The sequence below is a fragment of the Streptomyces diacarni genome (genome assembly GCF_003323715.1).
Lineage (GTDB): Bacteria > Actinomycetota > Actinomycetes > Streptomycetales > Streptomycetaceae > Streptomyces > Streptomyces diacarni.
The window spans coordinates 252,757-268,496 of record NZ_QOIN01000036.1; the positions used below are offsets into that span (position 1 = coordinate 252,757).

11 protein-coding genes are annotated in these 15,740 nt (G+C 73.0%); 8 read left to right on the forward strand and 3 right to left on the reverse strand.

Annotation, left to right across the window (positions count from 1 at the left end; genetic code table 11):
* Positions 1-176: 176 nt before the first annotated feature.
* The 5 genes from DTL70_RS09790 (at position 177) to DTL70_RS09810 (ending at position 7,038) form a co-directional block, all read left to right on the forward strand.
* Positions 177-1,082, forward strand: a complete 906-nt coding sequence (locus DTL70_RS09790; protein WP_114021475.1) for an FAD binding domain-containing protein — start codon at positions 177-179, stop codon at positions 1,080-1,082.
* Positions 1,073-1,588, forward strand: a complete 516-nt coding sequence (locus DTL70_RS09795) for a (2Fe-2S)-binding protein (RefSeq protein ID WP_114021476.1) — start codon at positions 1,073-1,075, stop codon at positions 1,586-1,588. The genes DTL70_RS09790 and DTL70_RS09795 overlap by 10 nt, the downstream gene beginning before the upstream one ends.
* Complete coding sequence (locus tag DTL70_RS09800) at positions 1,589-4,024, forward strand: xanthine dehydrogenase family protein molybdopterin-binding subunit (protein ID WP_114021477.1); 2,436 nt, start codon at positions 1,589-1,591, stop codon at positions 4,022-4,024.
* A gap of 260 nt (positions 4,025-4,284) precedes the next feature.
* On the forward strand, positions 4,285-5,766 hold the full coding sequence (locus DTL70_RS09805) for an NCS2 family permease (RefSeq protein WP_114021478.1): 1,482 nt from the start codon (positions 4,285-4,287) through the stop codon (positions 5,764-5,766).
* A 108-nt stretch (positions 5,767-5,874) separates the two neighbouring features.
* A complete protein-coding gene (locus DTL70_RS09810; protein ID WP_114021479.1) occupies positions 5,875-7,038 on the forward strand; it encodes an XdhC family protein in 1,164 nt (387 codons plus the stop codon).
* A gap of 43 nt (positions 7,039-7,081) precedes the next feature.
* On the opposite strand, the gene DTL70_RS09815 is transcribed toward DTL70_RS09810, so the two are convergent.
* Positions 7,082-8,095 carry an endonuclease/exonuclease/phosphatase family protein gene (locus DTL70_RS09815; protein ID WP_114021480.1) on the reverse strand — a complete coding sequence of 338 codons (1,014 nt, stop codon included), beginning with the start codon at positions 8,093-8,095 and terminating at the stop codon, positions 7,082-7,084.
* Between the two features lie 124 nt (positions 8,096-8,219).
* On the opposite strand from DTL70_RS09815, the gene DTL70_RS09820 reads away from it, so the two are divergent.
* On the forward strand, positions 8,220-9,905 hold the full coding sequence (locus tag DTL70_RS09820; RefSeq protein ID WP_114021481.1) for an AMP-binding protein: 1,686 nt from the start codon (positions 8,220-8,222) through the stop codon (positions 9,903-9,905).
* A gap of 51 nt (positions 9,906-9,956) precedes the next feature.
* Here DTL70_RS09820 and DTL70_RS09825 read toward each other — a convergent pair whose 3' ends face one another.
* Together DTL70_RS09825 and DTL70_RS09830 are read right to left on the reverse strand one after the other, a co-directional pair.
* The gene (locus tag DTL70_RS09825; RefSeq protein WP_114021482.1) at positions 9,957-10,691 is read right to left on the reverse strand and encodes a hypothetical protein; all 735 of its coding nucleotides are present in this window, start codon (positions 10,689-10,691) and stop codon (positions 9,957-9,959) included.
* A 289-nt stretch (positions 10,692-10,980) separates the two neighbouring features.
* Positions 10,981-12,453, reverse strand: a complete 1,473-nt coding sequence (locus tag DTL70_RS09830; protein ID WP_114021483.1) for a catalase — start codon at positions 12,451-12,453, stop codon at positions 10,981-10,983.
* A 256-nt stretch (positions 12,454-12,709) separates the two neighbouring features.
* Here DTL70_RS09830 and DTL70_RS33485 point away from each other — a divergent pair, with 256 nt between their 5' ends.
* Both DTL70_RS33485 and DTL70_RS09835 read left to right on the forward strand, forming a co-directional pair.
* Positions 12,710-12,865, forward strand: coding sequence for a hypothetical protein (locus DTL70_RS33485; protein ID WP_181860857.1), 156 nt, complete (start codon positions 12,710-12,712; stop codon positions 12,863-12,865).
* A 120-nt stretch (positions 12,866-12,985) separates the two neighbouring features.
* On the forward strand, positions 12,986-15,730 hold the full coding sequence (locus tag DTL70_RS09835) for a class III lanthionine synthetase LanKC N-terminal domain-containing protein (RefSeq protein WP_114021484.1): 2,745 nt from the start codon (positions 12,986-12,988) through the stop codon (positions 15,728-15,730).
* Positions 15,731-15,740: the final 10 nt, after the last annotated feature.

Below are 15,740 nucleotides of genomic sequence, written 5' to 3' on the forward strand. Positions count from 1 at the left end.
CTGAATCTACAAGACCCGGTGGCCGACCAGCCAAACACTTCATGGTTTCGGTGGCTGCACCAGGGCGGGCACCAGTCTGTGTACTGACCGCGTCCCGCCACGCTTCCCGGATCCGCCCCCGCACCGAAGACCGCAGCGAAGATCGCACCCCCACCCGAGCACCGAGAAGAGACACCATGGAGTTCCTGCGCCCGGCCACCTGGGAGGAGGCGCTCGCCGCGAAGGCGGAGCACCCCTCAGCCGTGCCCATCGCGGGCGGCACCGACGTCATGGTCGAGATCAACTTCGATCACCGCCGCCCCACCCACCTCATGGACCTGGGCCGGATCCGTGAGCTGCGGGAGTGGGAGGTCGGTGACGACACCGTCCGACTCGGCTCCTCCGTGCCCTACTCGACGATCATCGACCAGCTCGCCACCGAACTGCCGGGCCTCGCACTGGCCTCGCACACCGTCGGCTCGCCCCAGATCCGCAACCGGGGCAGCGTCGGCGGGAACCTCGGCGCCGCCTCCCCCGCAGGGGACTCGCACCCCGCGCTGCTCGCAGCGGGCGCCGAGGTCGAGGCGGAGTCGGTGCGGGGTACCCGGTTCCTCCCCGTCGAGGACTTCTACACCGGCGTCAAGCGCAACGCGCTCGCCGAGGACGAGCTCATCAAGACCGTGCACATCAAGAAGGCCGAGGGCCCGCAGCAGTTCTCGAAGGTCGGCACCCGCAACGCCATGGTCATCGCCGTGTGCGCCTTCTCCCTCGCGCTGCACCCCGAAGGCCGCACGGTCCGCGCCGGCATCGGTTCCGCCGCCCCCACCCCGCTGCGGGCCAGGGCCGCCGAGGACTTCCTCGACGCGGCGCTGGCCGACGGCGGCTTCTGGGACAGCGGAAGGGCGCTCCCGCCGTCACTCGCCCGCGAGTTCGCCGAGCTGTGCTCGGGCGCCTGCAACCCGATCGACGACGTGCGCGGCAGCGCCGCCTACCGCCGCCGCGCCGTCGGCGTCATGGCCCGCCGCACGCTGGGCTGGACGTGGGAGAGCTACCGCTCGACCTGCAGCGGCCGCACCACCGAAGGAGGCTCCCAGTGCGCGTGACATTCACCGTCAACGGACGCCGGCACGAGGCCGACGACGTGTGGGAGGGCGAGTCCCTGCTCTACGTCCTGCGCGAGCGGATGGGCCTGCCCGGCTCGAAGAACGCCTGCGAGCAGGGCGAGTGCGGCTCGTGCACCGTCCGGCTGGACGGCGAGCCCGTCTGCGCCTGCCTGGTCGCCGCGGGCCAGGCCGAGGGGCGCGAGGTCGTCACGGTGGAGGGCCTGGCCGCGTACGCGAAGGAGCGCGAGGGCTCCGCGCGCACCGGCGATCTCGCCCCGGTGCAGCAGGCGTTCCTCGACGCCGGAGCCGTCCAGTGCGGCTTCTGCACCCCCGGCCTGCTGGTGGCCGCGGACGAACTGATCGAGCGCAACCCCCAGCCCTCCGACGCCGACATCCGCGAGGCGCTCTCGGGCAACCTGTGCCGCTGCACCGGCTACGAGAAGATCATGGACGCCGTCCGCCTCGCCGCGGCCCGCACCGACGACGGCGCCCCGGAGGTGGTCTGAGTGGCGCCCGCGACCGGACCCACCGGGACCCCCACCAGGCTGGACGAGGGCGCCGGCACCCGGGCCGGGGTCGGTGACTCGCCGTTGCGGCCCGACGGCACCCTCAAGGTGACCGGCGACTTCGCCTACTCCTCCGACATGTGGCACGAGGACATGCTGTGGGGCTGCACCCTGCGCAGCCCGCACGCGCACGCCGAGATCCGCTCCATCGACACCGGCGAGGCGCTCCGGCAGCCCGGCGTGCACGCGGTCCTGACCTTCGACGACCTGCCCGCCGCCACGACCCACTACGGCCTGGAGATCCAGGACACCCCGGTACTCGCGCACGGCCGGGTCCGCCACCACGGGGAGCCCGTCGCACTGGTGGCGGCCGACCACCCGGAGACGGCGCGCCGCGCCGCCGCGAAGATCAAGGTGGAGTACGAGGAGCTGCCCGTCGTCCACGACGAGGCCAGTGCGCTCGGCGAGGGCGCGCCACTGCTCCACCCCGACCGCGACGACCTCCCCCAAGGACCTCCGGCAAGCTCCGGACCAGGGGGGACCCCCAGCGCCCCGCACGTACCGCACCCCAACATCGTGCACCGCCAGCCCATCGTCCGCGGTGACGCGGAAGCGGCCGCCGGGCGCGCCGACGTGATCGTGACGGGCGAGTACGAGGTCGGCATGCAGGACCAGGCCTTCCTCGGCCCGGAGTCCGGCTTGGCCGTGCCCGCCGAGGACGGCGGCGTGGACCTCTACATCGCCACCCAGTGGCTGCACTCGGACCTGCGCCAGATCGCCCCCGTCCTCGGGCTGCCCGAGGAGAAGGTGCGCATGACGCTTTCCGGCGTCGGCGGGGCCTTCGGCGGCCGCGAGGACCTGTCCATGCAGATCCACGCCTGCCTGCTGGCGCTGCGCACCGGCAAGCCCGTCAAGATCGTCTACAACCGGTTCGAGTCGTTCTTCGGCCACGTCCACCGGCACCCCGCCACCCTGTGGTACGAGCACGGCGCCACCCGCGACGGCAAGCTCACGCACATGAGGTGCCGCATCGTGCTGGACGGCGGCGCCTACGCCTCCGCCTCACCCGCGGTCGTCGGCAACGCCTCCTCGCACGCGGCGGGCCCCTACGTCGTCGACGACGTGGACATCGAGGCCCTCGCGCTCTACACCAACAACCCGCCGTGCGGCGCGATGCGCGGCTTCGGCGCGGTCCAGGCGTGCTTCGCGTACGAGGCGCAGATGGACAAGCTCGCCGCCGAACTGGACATGGACCCGGTCGACTTCCGGCAGCGGAACGCCATGTCGCGGGGGTCGCTGATGCCCACGGGCCAGCCCGTGGACGCGCCGGCGCCGGTGGCCGAACTGCTCCGCAGGGTCAAGGCCCGGCCGCTGCCCATGGAGGCGCAGTGGGAGAGCGTCGGCGGCGAGACCGACGTACGGGCGCTGCCCGGCGGGCTGTCCAACACCACCCACGGCGAGGGCGTCGTGCGGGGCGTCGGCTACGCGGTCGGGATCAAGAACGTCTGCTACTCCGAGGGCTTCGACGACTACTCCACGGCCCGGGTCCGTCTCGAGGTCGTCGGGGGCGAGCCGGTCGCCCTGGTGCACACGGCGATGGCCGAGGTCGGCCAGGGCGGCATCACCGTCCACACCCAGATCGCCCGCACCGAACTGGGTGTCACCCAGGTGACCCTCCACCCCGCCGACACCCGGGTCGGGTCCGCGGGCTCCACCTCGGCCTCCCGGCAGACGTACATGACCGGCGGCGCCGTCAAGCACGTGTGCGAGCTGGTGCGCGAGAAGGTGCTCCGGCGCGGCCGGGAGCTCTTCGGCACCCACCACCCGGCGTGGGCGACGGCCGAACTGCTGCTGGAGGGCGGCAAGGTCGTCACCGACGGCGGCGAGGTGCTCGCCTCCCTGGTGGACGTCCTCGGCGAAGAGGCTGTCGAGGCCGAGGACGAGTGGCGGCACCGCGCGACCGCGCCCTTCGACCTGGAGACGGGGCAGGGCTTCGGCCACGTCCAGTACTCCTTCGCCGCGCACCGCGCCGTGGTGGAGGTCGACACCGAGCTCGGGCTCGTCAAGGTCGTCGAGCTGGCCTGCGCCCAGGACGTCGGCAAGGCCATGAACCCCCAGGCCGTGGTGGGCCAGATCCACGGCGGCACCACGCAGGGGCTCGGTCTTGCCGTGATGGAGGAGATCGTGGTCGACCCTGCGGCCAAGGTCCGCAACCCCTCCTTCACGGACTACCTGATCCCCACCATCGCGGACACGCCGACCATCCCGGTCGACGTGCTGGAGCTCGCCGACGAGCACGCCCCGTACGGGTTGCGGGGTGCGGGGGAGGCGCCGACGCTGTCGTCGACGCCTGCCGTGATGGCGGCCATCAGGGCCGCGACCGGGCGCGCGCTGCCGCGCGTGCCCGTACGACCGGAGCACATCGTCGAGGTGTGATCCTTTTCCCCAGTCCTTCCCCTTCCCGAAACCGGGGGCGCTGCCCCGGACCCTGGCTCCTCAATCGCCGGAGAGGCTGCTTTTGAGCCTGTCCGGAGGACGAACGAAGCGATCGGGGGAAAGGGGGCGAAGCCCCCATGAGAAACGGTGAAAGGGAGGGGCTGGGGCCAAAGCGCCGGCGCGGGCCGTCCCCCGGGTCGTGGCTTCCCAAACCCCCGGTGTCTGCCGGGGTGCCCCTGTGAACCTTGGGAGTCAGCACAATGACCCAGTCCAAAGTAGGGCCGACGACGTCGCCGGAGGAAGCGGGCCCCGGCTCGCGCATCCCCGCGGGACGCTCGTGGCTCGACCGGTACTTCCACATCTCCGCCAGAGGGTCGAGTTACGCCCAGGAGGTGCGCGGCGGTATCACCACCTTCATGGCGATGGCGTACATCGTCCTGCTCAACCCCGTCATCCTCTCCGTGCCCGACGCCACGGGGCACAAGCTGGACGGCGGCGAGGTCACCACGGCGACCGCGCTGGCGGCCGCGGTGACCACCCTCGTGATGGGTTTCGTCGGCAACGTGCCGCTGGCGATGGCGGCGGGCCTCAGCGTCTCCGCGGTCATGTCCACGCAGGTGGCCCCCGAGATGACGTGGGGCAACGCGTGGGCGATGTGCGTCATCTACGGCGCCGTGATCATCCTCCTGGTGGTCACCGGGCTCCGTGAGCTGATCATGAACGCGATACCCATGGCACTGAAGCACGCCATCACCATGGGCATCGGGCTGTTCGTCTGTCTGCTCGGTCTGGTGCAGGCCGGGTTCGTCACCTCCACGGGCGGCCCCGGGGGCCTGCCCGGCGTCAAGCCGATCCAGCTGGGCACCGCCGAGGTGCTCACCGGCTGGCCGGTGCTGTGCTTCTCCGTCACCGTGCTGCTGATCTTCGCGCTCCAGGTGCGCAAGGTGCCCGGCGCGATCCTGATCGGCATCGTCGGCGGCACCGTCATCGCGGGGGTCATCCACCAGCTCGCCGGGCTCACCAAGAAGGACTGGGGCGGCCACAACGCCCCCGAGTTCCCGGGGTCGCTGGTCAGCTCGCCCGACTTCGGGCTCTTCGGTTCCGTCTCGTTCGACGGCCTCGGCGACGTCGGCGCCATCTCCATCGGCGTCATCGTCTTCACCCTCGTCCTGGCGGGCTTCTTCGACGCCATCGGCACCATCATCGGCATCGGCCAGCAGGCCGGGCTCGCCGACAAGGAGGGCCGCATGCCGGGGCTGGCCAAGGCGCTGACCATCGACGGTGCGGGCGGCGTCATGGGCGGTCTGTCCGGTGCCTCGGGGCAGACCGTCTTCGTGGAGTCGACCGCCGGTGTCGGCGACGGCGCGCGCACCGGCTTCGCCAGCGTGATCAGCGGCCTCGGCTTCGCCCTCTGCCTGTTCTTCACGCCCCTCGCGCAGATGATCCCTCCGCAGGTGGCGGCGGCCGCGCTGGTCGTCATCGGATCGATGATGATCACCAACGCCATGCACATCGACTGGTCGGACCCGGCCACCTCGATCCCGGTCTTCCTGACGACCGTTCTGATGCCTTTCGCGTACTCGATCACCACCGGCATCGGGGCGGGCGTCATCTCCTATGTTCTGATCAAGGCAGTACAGGGAAAGTTCCGCGAGCCCGGATGGTTGATGTGGGTGCTGGGATTCGTCTTCCTGGCCTATTTCGCGCTCAACCCGATCGAGCAGTGGCTGGGGGCGAAATAGCCGCCCGGCCGCCGGCCTGACGTCTGGCGGGAGCGGGTGCGGTCTGACTGGCCGTTCCCGCTCCCGTTCAGGCTGTTCGGACCTGCGCCAACGCCGAGGAGTAGGCACATGCTGGACATCGCCGCACAGCTGCACCGCTGGTGCGAGGAAGGACGCGACTTCGCCGTCGCCACCGTCGTCGGCGTCAGCAACAGCGCCCCGCGACAGGTCGGCGCGGCACTGGCCGTCGACGCCGACGGCGAGGCCGTCGGCAGCGTGAGCGGCGGCTGCGTCGAAGGCGCCGTCTACGCGCTGTGCCAGGAGGCGCTGGAGTCTGGCGCCAGCATCCGACAGACCTTCGGCTACAGCGACGAGGACGCCTTCGCGGTCGGGCTCACTTGCGGCGGCATCATCGACATCCTGGTCACCCCGGCGCGCGCCGGAACGCGGGCGCGTGAGGTGTTCACCGCGGCCGTCGCCGAGGCCGCCGAGCGCCGCACCGCCGCGCTCGTCCGCCTCGTGGAGGGCCCCGACGAGCTGCTGGGCGGCGCGCTGTGGCTGGACGCCGAAGGGGAGCCCCACGGCGCCCTGGGCGGCGCGCCCGAGCTGGACGCCACGGCGGTGGCCGAGGGCCGCGCCCTGCTGGACGCCGGCCGCACCGCGACCGTCACCGTCGGCGCCGACGGCAGCAGGTGCGGGCAGCCGGTGACCCTGCTCGTCGAGTCGAGCGTCCCCGCGCCCCGCATGCTGGTGTTCGGCGCCATCGACTTCGCGGCCGCGCTGGTGCGGATCGGCACGTTCCTCGGCTACCGCGTCACCGTGTGCGACGCGCGCCCCGTCTTCGCCACCGCCCGCCGCTTCCCCGACGCCGACGAGGTCGTCGTCGACTGGCCGCACCGCTACCTCGACACCCAGGAGCTGGACGGCCGCACCGTCGTCTGCGTCCTCACCCACGACGCCAAGTTCGACGTGCCGCTGCTGGAGCGCGCGCTGCGGCTCCCGGTGGCGTACGTCGGTGCCATGGGCTCGCGCCGCGCCCACCTGGAGCGTCTGGAGCGGCTGCGCGAGGCCGGGCTGACCGACGCCGAACTCGCCCGGCTGCGCTCGCCCATCGGCCTCGACCTCGGCGCCAGGACACCACAGGAGACGGCGCTCTCGATCGCCGCTGAGATCGTCGCGGTGCGCCACGGGGGCACCGGCGTGCCCCTCAACGGCGCCCACACCCCCATCCACCACGACCGGGGCCCGGCCCCCACCTCGCTGACGGGCGGCACGGACCGGGCGGCGGGCTGAACGCGCAGCCGGCGGACAGCGCGGCGTGAACGCGCGGACGGCGCTAGAGCAGTTTCACGTTCACCAGCAGTGCCCGGTGGTCCGTGCCCCGCAGGTGCAGAAACTTGCCGTCCACCGGCACCATCTCCTCGCTGAGCAGCACGTGGTCGATCTGCGCGCCCAGCACCGGGGTGGTGCGGGTCGGCCACGTCGGTGTACGCGAGTTGCCGAGCAGACGGGCCGCGTCGTGCATGCCGGTGTCCAGGACGGCCCGGAAGCTCGCGTGGTCCTGCGAGGAGTTGAAGTCGCCCGCGATCAGCGTCGGCAGCCTGCGGTCCGCGGCGTAGGCGCGCAGCGCGTCCAACTCGGACCGCCACGTCGCCGTGTCGCCGGGCGTGGGCGGCATCGGGTGCGCCACCTGGAGGGCGACGCGCTCGCCGTGGACCTCGGCGACGGCGCCGGGCATCGACAGCCGGCCGCTCACCTGGCTCCGGTCGTGCAGCGGGTAGACGCTCAGCAGCGCCGAACCCCGCGCGCCGCCGTCCACCCCGGTGACGAGCCTGTGCGGGTACTCCTCGCGCAGCGCGGGAGCGTTCAGCGCCTTCGCGCACCCCCTGTCGCATTCCTGGACGGCCACCAGCTGCGGACGCTCCCTGCGCAGCGTCTCCACCAGATCCCGCGTCGCCCCGCCGTACTTCAGGTTGGCCGTCAGAACGCGGAACTGCGCCTTGCCGGCCCGTCCTGCGGCCCCGTCCGGCGCCGGCGGCCCGTAAGGACGCAGGAACCAGCCGGTGCCCGCCAGCACCACCAGCGCCCACACCAGCACCAGCCACCGCCGGGCCAGCGCGGCGCCCGCCAGCGCCAGCCAGGCGGGCACCATGAACCACGGCAGGAACGCCAGCAGCTGCGGCACCGGGGTCGGCCCGGCCTCGTCCGCGGCACGAAAACCCAACGGCACGCTGAGGACGAGGAGCGTCAGCGCACACAGCGCCGCGACGAAGGGGTGCCGGCGCCGCCGCCCCGCGAGCGCACCGTCCGCCCCGCCCCGCTCCCTGTCCGTCCTCGCCCCCGTGTACACGTCCCCGATGATGCCGCACCTCCTGTCACGTTGGGGTAAGCCCCCGCCCGGGGGTGGTGCGCGTGCGGGTGTACCTCCACGATGGGCTCCCAGCACTTCCAGCCCCCGCTGACCAGGAGGGAACATGATCCCGTCCCCGCCCACCGAGGCCTTCCGAGCCGCCCGCGACACGCTGCTGACGCACCGGACGGACTACGAGGCCGCGCGCGCCGCCTTCGCCTGGCCACGGCCCGAGCACTTCAACTGGGCGCTGGACTGGTTCGACCACATCGCCGAGGGCAACGACCGGCTCGCCCTGCACATCGTGGAGGAGGACGCCACCGAGCGGCGCGTCACCTTCGCGCAGATGCGGGAGCGCTCGAACCGGGTCGCCAACTGGCTGCGCGGCCGCGGTGTCGACCCCGGCGACCGCGTCATCGTCATGCTGGGCAACCAGGTCGAACTCTGGGAGACCCTGCTGGCGCTGATGAAGCTGCGCGCCGTCGTCATCCCCGCGACCCCGCAGCTGGGCCCGCGCGACCTCACCGACCGCGTCACGCGCGGACAGGCCCGCCACGTCCTGGCCCGCGCCGCCGACACCGGCAAGTTCGCCGAGGTGGCCGGCGACTACACGCGCATCGCCGTGGGCAGCGGCGGCACGCCCGAGGCCGGCTGGCTCGCCTACGAGGACGCGTACGAGGCCGACGGCGTCTTCGACCCGCAGGGCGCCACCCGCGCGGACGACACCCTGCTGCTGTACTTCACCTCGGGGACGACCGCCCTGCCCAAACTGGTGGAGCACACCCACGTCTCCTACCCGGTGGGACACCTGGCGACCATGTACTGGATCGGACTGCGCCCCGGCGACGTCCATCTCAACATCTCCTCGCCGGGCTGGGCCAAGCACGCCTGGTCCAACTTCTTCGCCCCCTGGAACGCCGAGGCCACCATCTTCATCCACAACTACACCCGCTTCGACGCGGGCCGCCTCATGGCCGAGATGGAACGCGGCGGCGTCACCAGTTTCTGCGCACCGCCCACCGTCTGGCGCATGCTCATCCAGGCCGACCTGGGCAAGCTCGCGGCCGTACCGCGCGAGGTCGTCGCCGCGGGCGAGCCGCTCAACCCCGAAGTCATCGCGCACGTGCGCCGCGTGTGGGGCGTGACCATCCGCGACGGCTTCGGCCAGACGGAGACGGCCGTCCAGGTCGCCAACACCCCGGGCCAGGTCCTCAAGACCGGCTCCATGGGACGTCCCACCCCGGGCTTCGACGTCACCCTCCTCGACCCCGTCACCGGTGAGGCGGGCGCCCGCGAGGGCGAGATCTGCCTCGACCTCGCGGGCGCCCCGGTCGGCCTGATGCGCGGCTACCACGGCGACACCGAGCGCACCGAGCGGGCCATGGCGGACGGCTACTACCGCACCGGTGACATCGGCTCACGCGACGCGGACGGCTACCTCACCTACGTGGGCCGCTCCGACGACGTCTTCAAGGCGAGCGACTACAAGATCTCCCCGTTCGAGGTGGAGAGCGTCCTGCTGGAGCACGAGGCCGTCGCGGAGGCGGCCGTCGTGCCGTCGCCCGATCCGGTGCGGCTCGCGGTGCCGAAGGCGTACGTCGTGCTGGCGGACGGCTACACGCCCGACGCGCAGACGGCGCGCGTGCTGTTCGCGCACTGCCGCGAGCGGCTGGCACCGTACAAGCGGGTGCGCGTGGTGGAGTTCGCCGAGCTCCCCAAGACGATCTCCGGCAAGATCCGCCGGGTCGAGCTGCGCGCGCACGCGGCCGGGGAGACGGGCGCCCCCGGGGTGGAGCACCGCGACGGCTGAGGCGATCCCCGCTCCCTCCGCAAGCGGCGCCGGTGCGGAGCGGGGACACCCTCATCTCGGGGTGCGCAGCAGGTGCTGGGCCGTCTCGTTGATGGCGCTCGGCGTTCCGGTGAGGTCGAGGACGAACAGGGGGAGGGCGAGCGCCTCGGCGCGGGCCCGCGCCTCGGGCGCGTACCCGGCGAGGGCGAAGCACACGGCCTCGACGGAGTCGTTGAGCCCGGTCAGCCACAGGGTCTCCACTTCGCGCACCCCGGTCGGCGTGGTGGAGGGATCGACGTGGGCGATGACTCTGGCGCCGCGCACATCGACCCCGGAGGCCGGGGTCCGCTCGGCGACGCGCACCCCCTCGAACCCGAGCCACCGCAGGTACTGCGCGGCGGCGTTGTTGGCGTCGTGCGCCGTGCGGATGGTGACGGGCCTGAACGGCGGCCGCGCCACGGGCGCGGCGGGTGGTGCCGCGGGTGGTGTGGCGGGCGGTGCGGCCGCGGGCGGCCTTGTGGTGGCGCCTTCGCGCGCCGAGGTGCCCGCACGGGCGACCGGCACCCGCAGTGTGGTGCCGCAGCCGCAGCCCAACTCCGGCTGCGGCCACTCGTCGACGCGGCCGCACGCCGGGCACCGCACGGAGATCCAGGAGCCCGCCCAGGTGCGGTGGCGTACCTGGGTCGCGGAGGCGGTGGCGAGCAGGGGCAGGGCGATCGGGGCGCCGCATCCGCAGGGGTATACGGGGGCGGCGTAGTGGTGCTCGCGACGGCACACGGGGCAGCGCACAAGCACACTTTCAGCCATCGTTCGGGCTCCAGCAGGTCGTCCGGCGCATCGCCGGTCACGGCACGATTCCCTCCATCGTGCCCCACTCGCGCCCTGATCGTCAGTGGTCGTTCCGCTCGTCGGGGTTTGCGCGGAGGGGGCCGCTGTCGGGCGGTGCCCGCTGTGCGGGAGGATGGCATGAGGATGCCCCCGCGCGGGACGGCCACCCCTCATCAACTGGACCGTCCCGCACGGGGGCGCGCACGGACCGACCTCCCAATCGGTCCCGTACGCCGCTCGTGGTGCGGCTGGCGCGGAGCGCGGGCGCTCAGCCCTCCTGCAGCTCGCGGACCGCCTCTTCGACGCGCTTGCCGTACTCCGGGTCCGCGGCGGCGAAGTGGGCGATGTTCTTCTCGACGACGTCCTCGCGCGAGACCTGCGCCAGCCCGCCGGCGATGTTGCCGATCAGGCGCTTCTTCTCCTCCTCGGACATGAGCCGGTAGAGCTCGCCGGCCTGGAAGAAGTCGTCGTCCTTGGTGTGCTGCGGCGCCTCGTGGGTGCCCCAGTGGCCGGTCACCTGCTGCGGCGCGGACAGCGGGGCGCCGGTCTCGACGGGGCCGCCGTAGGAGTTGGGCTCGTAGTTCTTGGCGTGGCGGTCGTAGGCGTTGGTGGCCATCAGGCCGTCGCGCCCGTAGTTGTCGGCGCCCGTCGCCACGGCCTTCGGCGCGTTGACCGCGAGCTGGGTGTGGTTGACACCGAGCCGGTAGCGGTGCGCGTCCGCGTAGGCGAACAGCCGGCCCTGGAGCATCTTGTCCGGCGAGGGGCCGATGCCGGGCACGAAGTTGTTGGGCGAGAACGCGGACTGCTCGACCTCGGCGAAGACGTTGTCCGGGTTGCGGTCCAGCACCAGGCGGCCCACGCGCTGGAGCGGGTAGTCCTTGTGCGGCCAGATCTTGGTCAGGTCGAACGGGTTGAAGCGGTAGTCGGCCGCCTCCGCCGCGGGCATGACCTGGACGTACAGCGTCCAGGACGGGTAGACGCCGCGCTCGATCGACTGGAGCAGGTCGGTCTGGTGGCTGTTGGGGTCGGAGCCGGACAGCTCTTCGCCCTGCTCGGCGGACAGGCAGCGGATGCCCTGGTTCGTCTTGAAGTGGTACTTGACGAAGAAGGCCTCGCCCTCGGCGTTGGTCCACTGGTAGGTGTGCGAGCTGTAGCCGTTCATGTGGCGGTAGGAGGCCGGGATGCCGCGGTCGCCCATCAGCCAGGTGACCTGGTGGGTGGCCTCGGGCGAGTTGGCCCAGAAGTCCCACACGTTGTCGGGCTCCTGCTTGCCGGTGAACGGGTCGCGCTTTTGCGAGTGGATGAAGTCGGGGAACTTCAGAGGGTCCTTGATGAAGAAGACCGGGGTGTTGTTGCCGACGAGGTCGTAGTTGCCCTCTTCGGTGTAGAACTTCAGGGCGAAGCCGCGCGGGTCGCGGGCCGCGTCGGGGCCGCCGAGGCTGTCGGCGACGGTGGAGAAGCGGGCGAACGTCTCGGTGCGGCGGCCGACCTCACCGAGGAAGTGGGCGCTGGTGTAGGCGCTGACGTCGTCCGTCACCTCGAAGTAGCCGTACGCGCCGGAGCCGCGGGCGTGCACCACGCGCTCCGGGATCCGCTCCCGGTTGAACCGCGCCAGCTTCTCCAGCAGGTGCTGGTCCTGGAGAAGGAGCGGGCCACCGATGCCGGCGGAGGTGGAGTTCTGGTTGTCGGCGACGGGCGCACCCGCCTCGGTGGTCAGCGTGGGCTTCGACGACTTCGACATGGACGACCTTCCTGGGGCGTGATTCGCGGAAAACAGTTTCCGCATCATGGAGCGTAGGGAGGGGCGCAGGGTGAGTCAACAGTTTGTTGAAATTTTGGCGCGGGGGAAACCCGTCGGACGGCGAGACGACCGGAAACCCGCCGCTTCCCGGGTCTTGTCCACCCATGCCCGCCGCTCATATCGTCCTCGGGTCGCGACGCACGCACGTGCTGACCGCACGTGCGTCAGGGAACATGACGCTTTCACGGGAGAAACCATGGAAACGCTGTCAGAGTTCACGCCACGCGAGGCCGGGGCCCTCCCGGCGGAGCCGCAGACCTCCTTCACCGACACCGACATGAGCACCGCGGCGGCGGACCGCTGCCCGATCAGCATGTGCGTCGACCACTGCGTCGGCACGCAGACCGGCTGACCGCACGCCGACGGACCGGCGGCGGCGCTCGGACCGGCCGACCGCACGGGCCGGCGGCCCCGGGCCGCCGCTGAGCTCCGCTGACTGCTGAGGGACCAACGCCTTGGGGGAGCCGGGTCGATGACGGACTGGAACGCGCTGGAGAGCCTGCGCGCGCTCGTCGGGCAAGCGGCTCCTCCGGGGCACCCGGCGGTCACGGGGACGCACGTGGTCACCCCGGGACCGCACTGGGTGCACGTGCGGCCCCACGAGGCGGAACCGCTGCCCGGCGAGGGCTGGAAGCTGCACATCTCCTCCCGGGCCGCCACCCTCCCCGCGTTCGCGGACGCGCTGCTGCCCAGGCTCGTGCGGGAGCGGTGCCGCTTCAAGGTCGTGCGCTCCGCGCGGGCGCTCGCCCTCATGAACGACGGACAGCGCAGCCCCGCCTCGGTCGGCAAGGCCGTCACGGTCTACCCGTCCGCCGGGCGGGTCCGCGAGCTCGGCTGGGAGCTGGCCGCGCTGCTGCGCGGCCACGAGGGCCCCCGGGTGCTCAGCGACCGCCGGGTCGCCCCCGACGCACCCGTGTACTACCGGTACGGCCCCTTCCGGGCGCAGTGGCACGCGGGGGACAAGGGCACCCTCGTGGTCCGGCTGCACGGCGAGGACGGCGAGGTCTTCGACGCGGCCGCCACCCTCGGCTACCGGCAGCCGTCCTGGGCCCGTGACCCCTTCGGCTCCGAGGCCGCCGGCGAGGTTCCGGCGCCGGACGACCCCGGTGACCCGGACCACGGCGCGGGCGCCGCGGAAGCACCGCTGCTGGGCGGGCGCTACCGCGTGCTGGAGGGCTTGCAGGAGTCGGCGCGCGGCAACGTCTACCGGGCCGAGGACACCCGCGCCCCCGAACCGGCACACGGCGCCGCGCGCCCCACCCTCGTCGTCAAGCAGGCGCGCGCCTTCGTGGCCGAGAACGCGGACGGCGCGGACGTACGGGCGCGGCTGCGCAACGAGCGGCGGGTGCTGGAGGCCTGCGCCGGCGTGCCCGGCCTCCCCGCCTTCGTCGACCACTTCGCGCACGAGGCGGACGAGTACCTGGTCACCACGGACGCCGGAGACACCAACCTGCTCCGCCACGTACGCAGGAACGGCGCACTGCTGCCGCCAGGACCCGGCCCCGGCTCCGGCGGTGAGGGGCGCGGGGAGCGGGAGGAGCGCGAGCGGCGCGAAGAGCGCTTCGCCCGGCTGTGCGGCGACCTGGCCACCACACTGCGGGCGCTGCACGACCGGGGCGTGGTCATGCGGGACATCACGCCGCGGAACGTCGTGCTGGGCCCGCGTCGTGCCCACCTGATCGACTTCGGCATCTCCGCGCTCGACGGCTTCCACCTGCCCGGCGGGACCCCCGGGTTCGCTCCCCGCGAGCAGCTCGACAAGACGGCTCCTCCCCGCCCCGAGGACGACCACTTCGCGCTGGGCATGGTCCTCGCCTACGCCGCGACGGGGCTGTTGCCCGTAGTGGGCGCCGCCACCACCCGGCTGGCGCGCGAGCGGCAACTGGCCTGCCTCGCGGCCGTCTACGGCACAAACCGCGCCGCGCTGCGGACGACGCTGGCGCAGCTGCTGAGCGGCGACGCGGACGCCGGGCGCGGCGCCCTGCTCGCCCTGGCCACCCGACCCCCGGCGCCAAAACCCGCACCGGCACCGGCACCCGTGCCGATGCCTGCCCCGGCATCGGCGCCCGCCCCCGACCCCCGCCCGGCGGGGCTGCCGTCCCACCCGGCGGGAGCCGCTGTGGGCGCGCACCTGGCGCAGGCGGTGCGGGAGGCGCTGCTGTCCGGGGTCGCCGACTACCAGTTCGGCGGCGAGTACGCCGACTTCCCCGCCGTGGACGCGAGCCTCTACACCGGCAGCGCGGGCGTCGGCCTCGAACTGCTGCACCACCGGGAGGAGCCCGGCGTCGCCAAGGTCCTCGACCAGCTCGCCGCGCACGCGCACCACGGGCTGTGCCGCGTCGCGCTGCCGCCCGGGCTCTTCTCGGGGCGAACCGGCACCGAACTCTTCCTCGCCAGGGCGCGCGCGGCCAGTGTGGCCCTACCCACCGGGCCGCTGCCCGGCGGCACCGACTGGAGCGCGCCGGAGCCGGAGACGGACGTGATCAGCGGCCGTGCGGGAGTGGGTCTGGCCGCCCTGGCGCTGGGCGACCTGGACGCGGCACGCGAGCAGGCCACCCGCCTGGCCGCGCTGCCGCCGCGCACCGAGCCGCCCCACGAGGACGACGCGAGCGGCAGCGACCCCGGATTCGGCTACGCGCACGGATTCGTTGGAACGACCGACCTCCTGCTGCTCGTCGCGGCCCGCACCCCGGACGACTCCGCTCTGCTGCGCGCCGCGCACACCCACGCGCGCGAACTGGCCCGCCGCACGGTGCGGCTGGCCGCCGCCTCGTACGGCCCCGGGGCCCTGCCGATGGTGGCCTCCTGGTGCCGCGGCCTGGCGGGCGCCGCCCGTACGCTCCAGCACGCCCGCGAACTCTTCGACGACGAGGCGGACTTCGCCGCGGGCGCCGAACAGGCCGCGCTGGCCGCCGCCGCGTGGGTGCCGCGCATGGAGACGCTGGGGCAGTGCTGCGGCGCCGGCGGCGTGGGCACCATGCTGGTGGAGCTGGCGCGGGCGACCGGGGACGACCGCTGGCTGGAGGCCGCGCACGAGGTGGCACGCCACCTGCTGCGGCGCAGCCTCGGCCCCGACGAGGCGCCCGTGATGCTGAACACCGAGCACCAGGAGACCCCGTACTCCTGGGCGCAGGGGTACGCCGGGCTCCTCACCTTCCTGCGCCGCCTGGAGCGGCCCGAGAGCCCCGACGTGCTCGGCCCCGCACCCTCGCGGTGAGGGAGCGGGG

Excerpts from the sequence above, each read along its gene's own strand:
- DTL70_RS09790 (WP_114021475.1), top strand. The coding sequence starts at position 177 with ATGGAGTTCCTGCGCCCGGCCACCTGGGAGGAGGCGCTCGCCGCGAAG.
- DTL70_RS09805 (WP_114021478.1), top strand. The coding sequence starts at position 4,285 with ATGACCCAGTCCAAAGTAGGGCCGACGACGTCGCCGGAGGAAGCGGGC.
- DTL70_RS09810 (WP_114021479.1), top strand. The coding sequence starts at position 5,875 with ATGCTGGACATCGCCGCACAGCTGCACCGCTGGTGCGAGGAAGGACGC.
- DTL70_RS09820 (WP_114021481.1), top strand. The coding sequence starts at position 8,220 with ATGATCCCGTCCCCGCCCACCGAGGCCTTCCGAGCCGCCCGCGACACG.
- DTL70_RS09825 (WP_114021482.1), bottom strand. The coding sequence starts at position 10,691 with ATGGCTGAAAGTGTGCTTGTGCGCTGCCCCGTGTGCCGTCGCGAGCAC.
- DTL70_RS09830 (WP_114021483.1), bottom strand. The coding sequence starts at position 12,453 with ATGTCGAAGTCGTCGAAGCCCACGCTGACCACCGAGGCGGGTGCGCCC.
- DTL70_RS33485 (WP_181860857.1), top strand. The coding sequence starts at position 12,710 with ATGGAAACGCTGTCAGAGTTCACGCCACGCGAGGCCGGGGCCCTCCCG.
- DTL70_RS09835 (WP_114021484.1), top strand. The coding sequence starts at position 12,986 with ATGACGGACTGGAACGCGCTGGAGAGCCTGCGCGCGCTCGTCGGGCAA.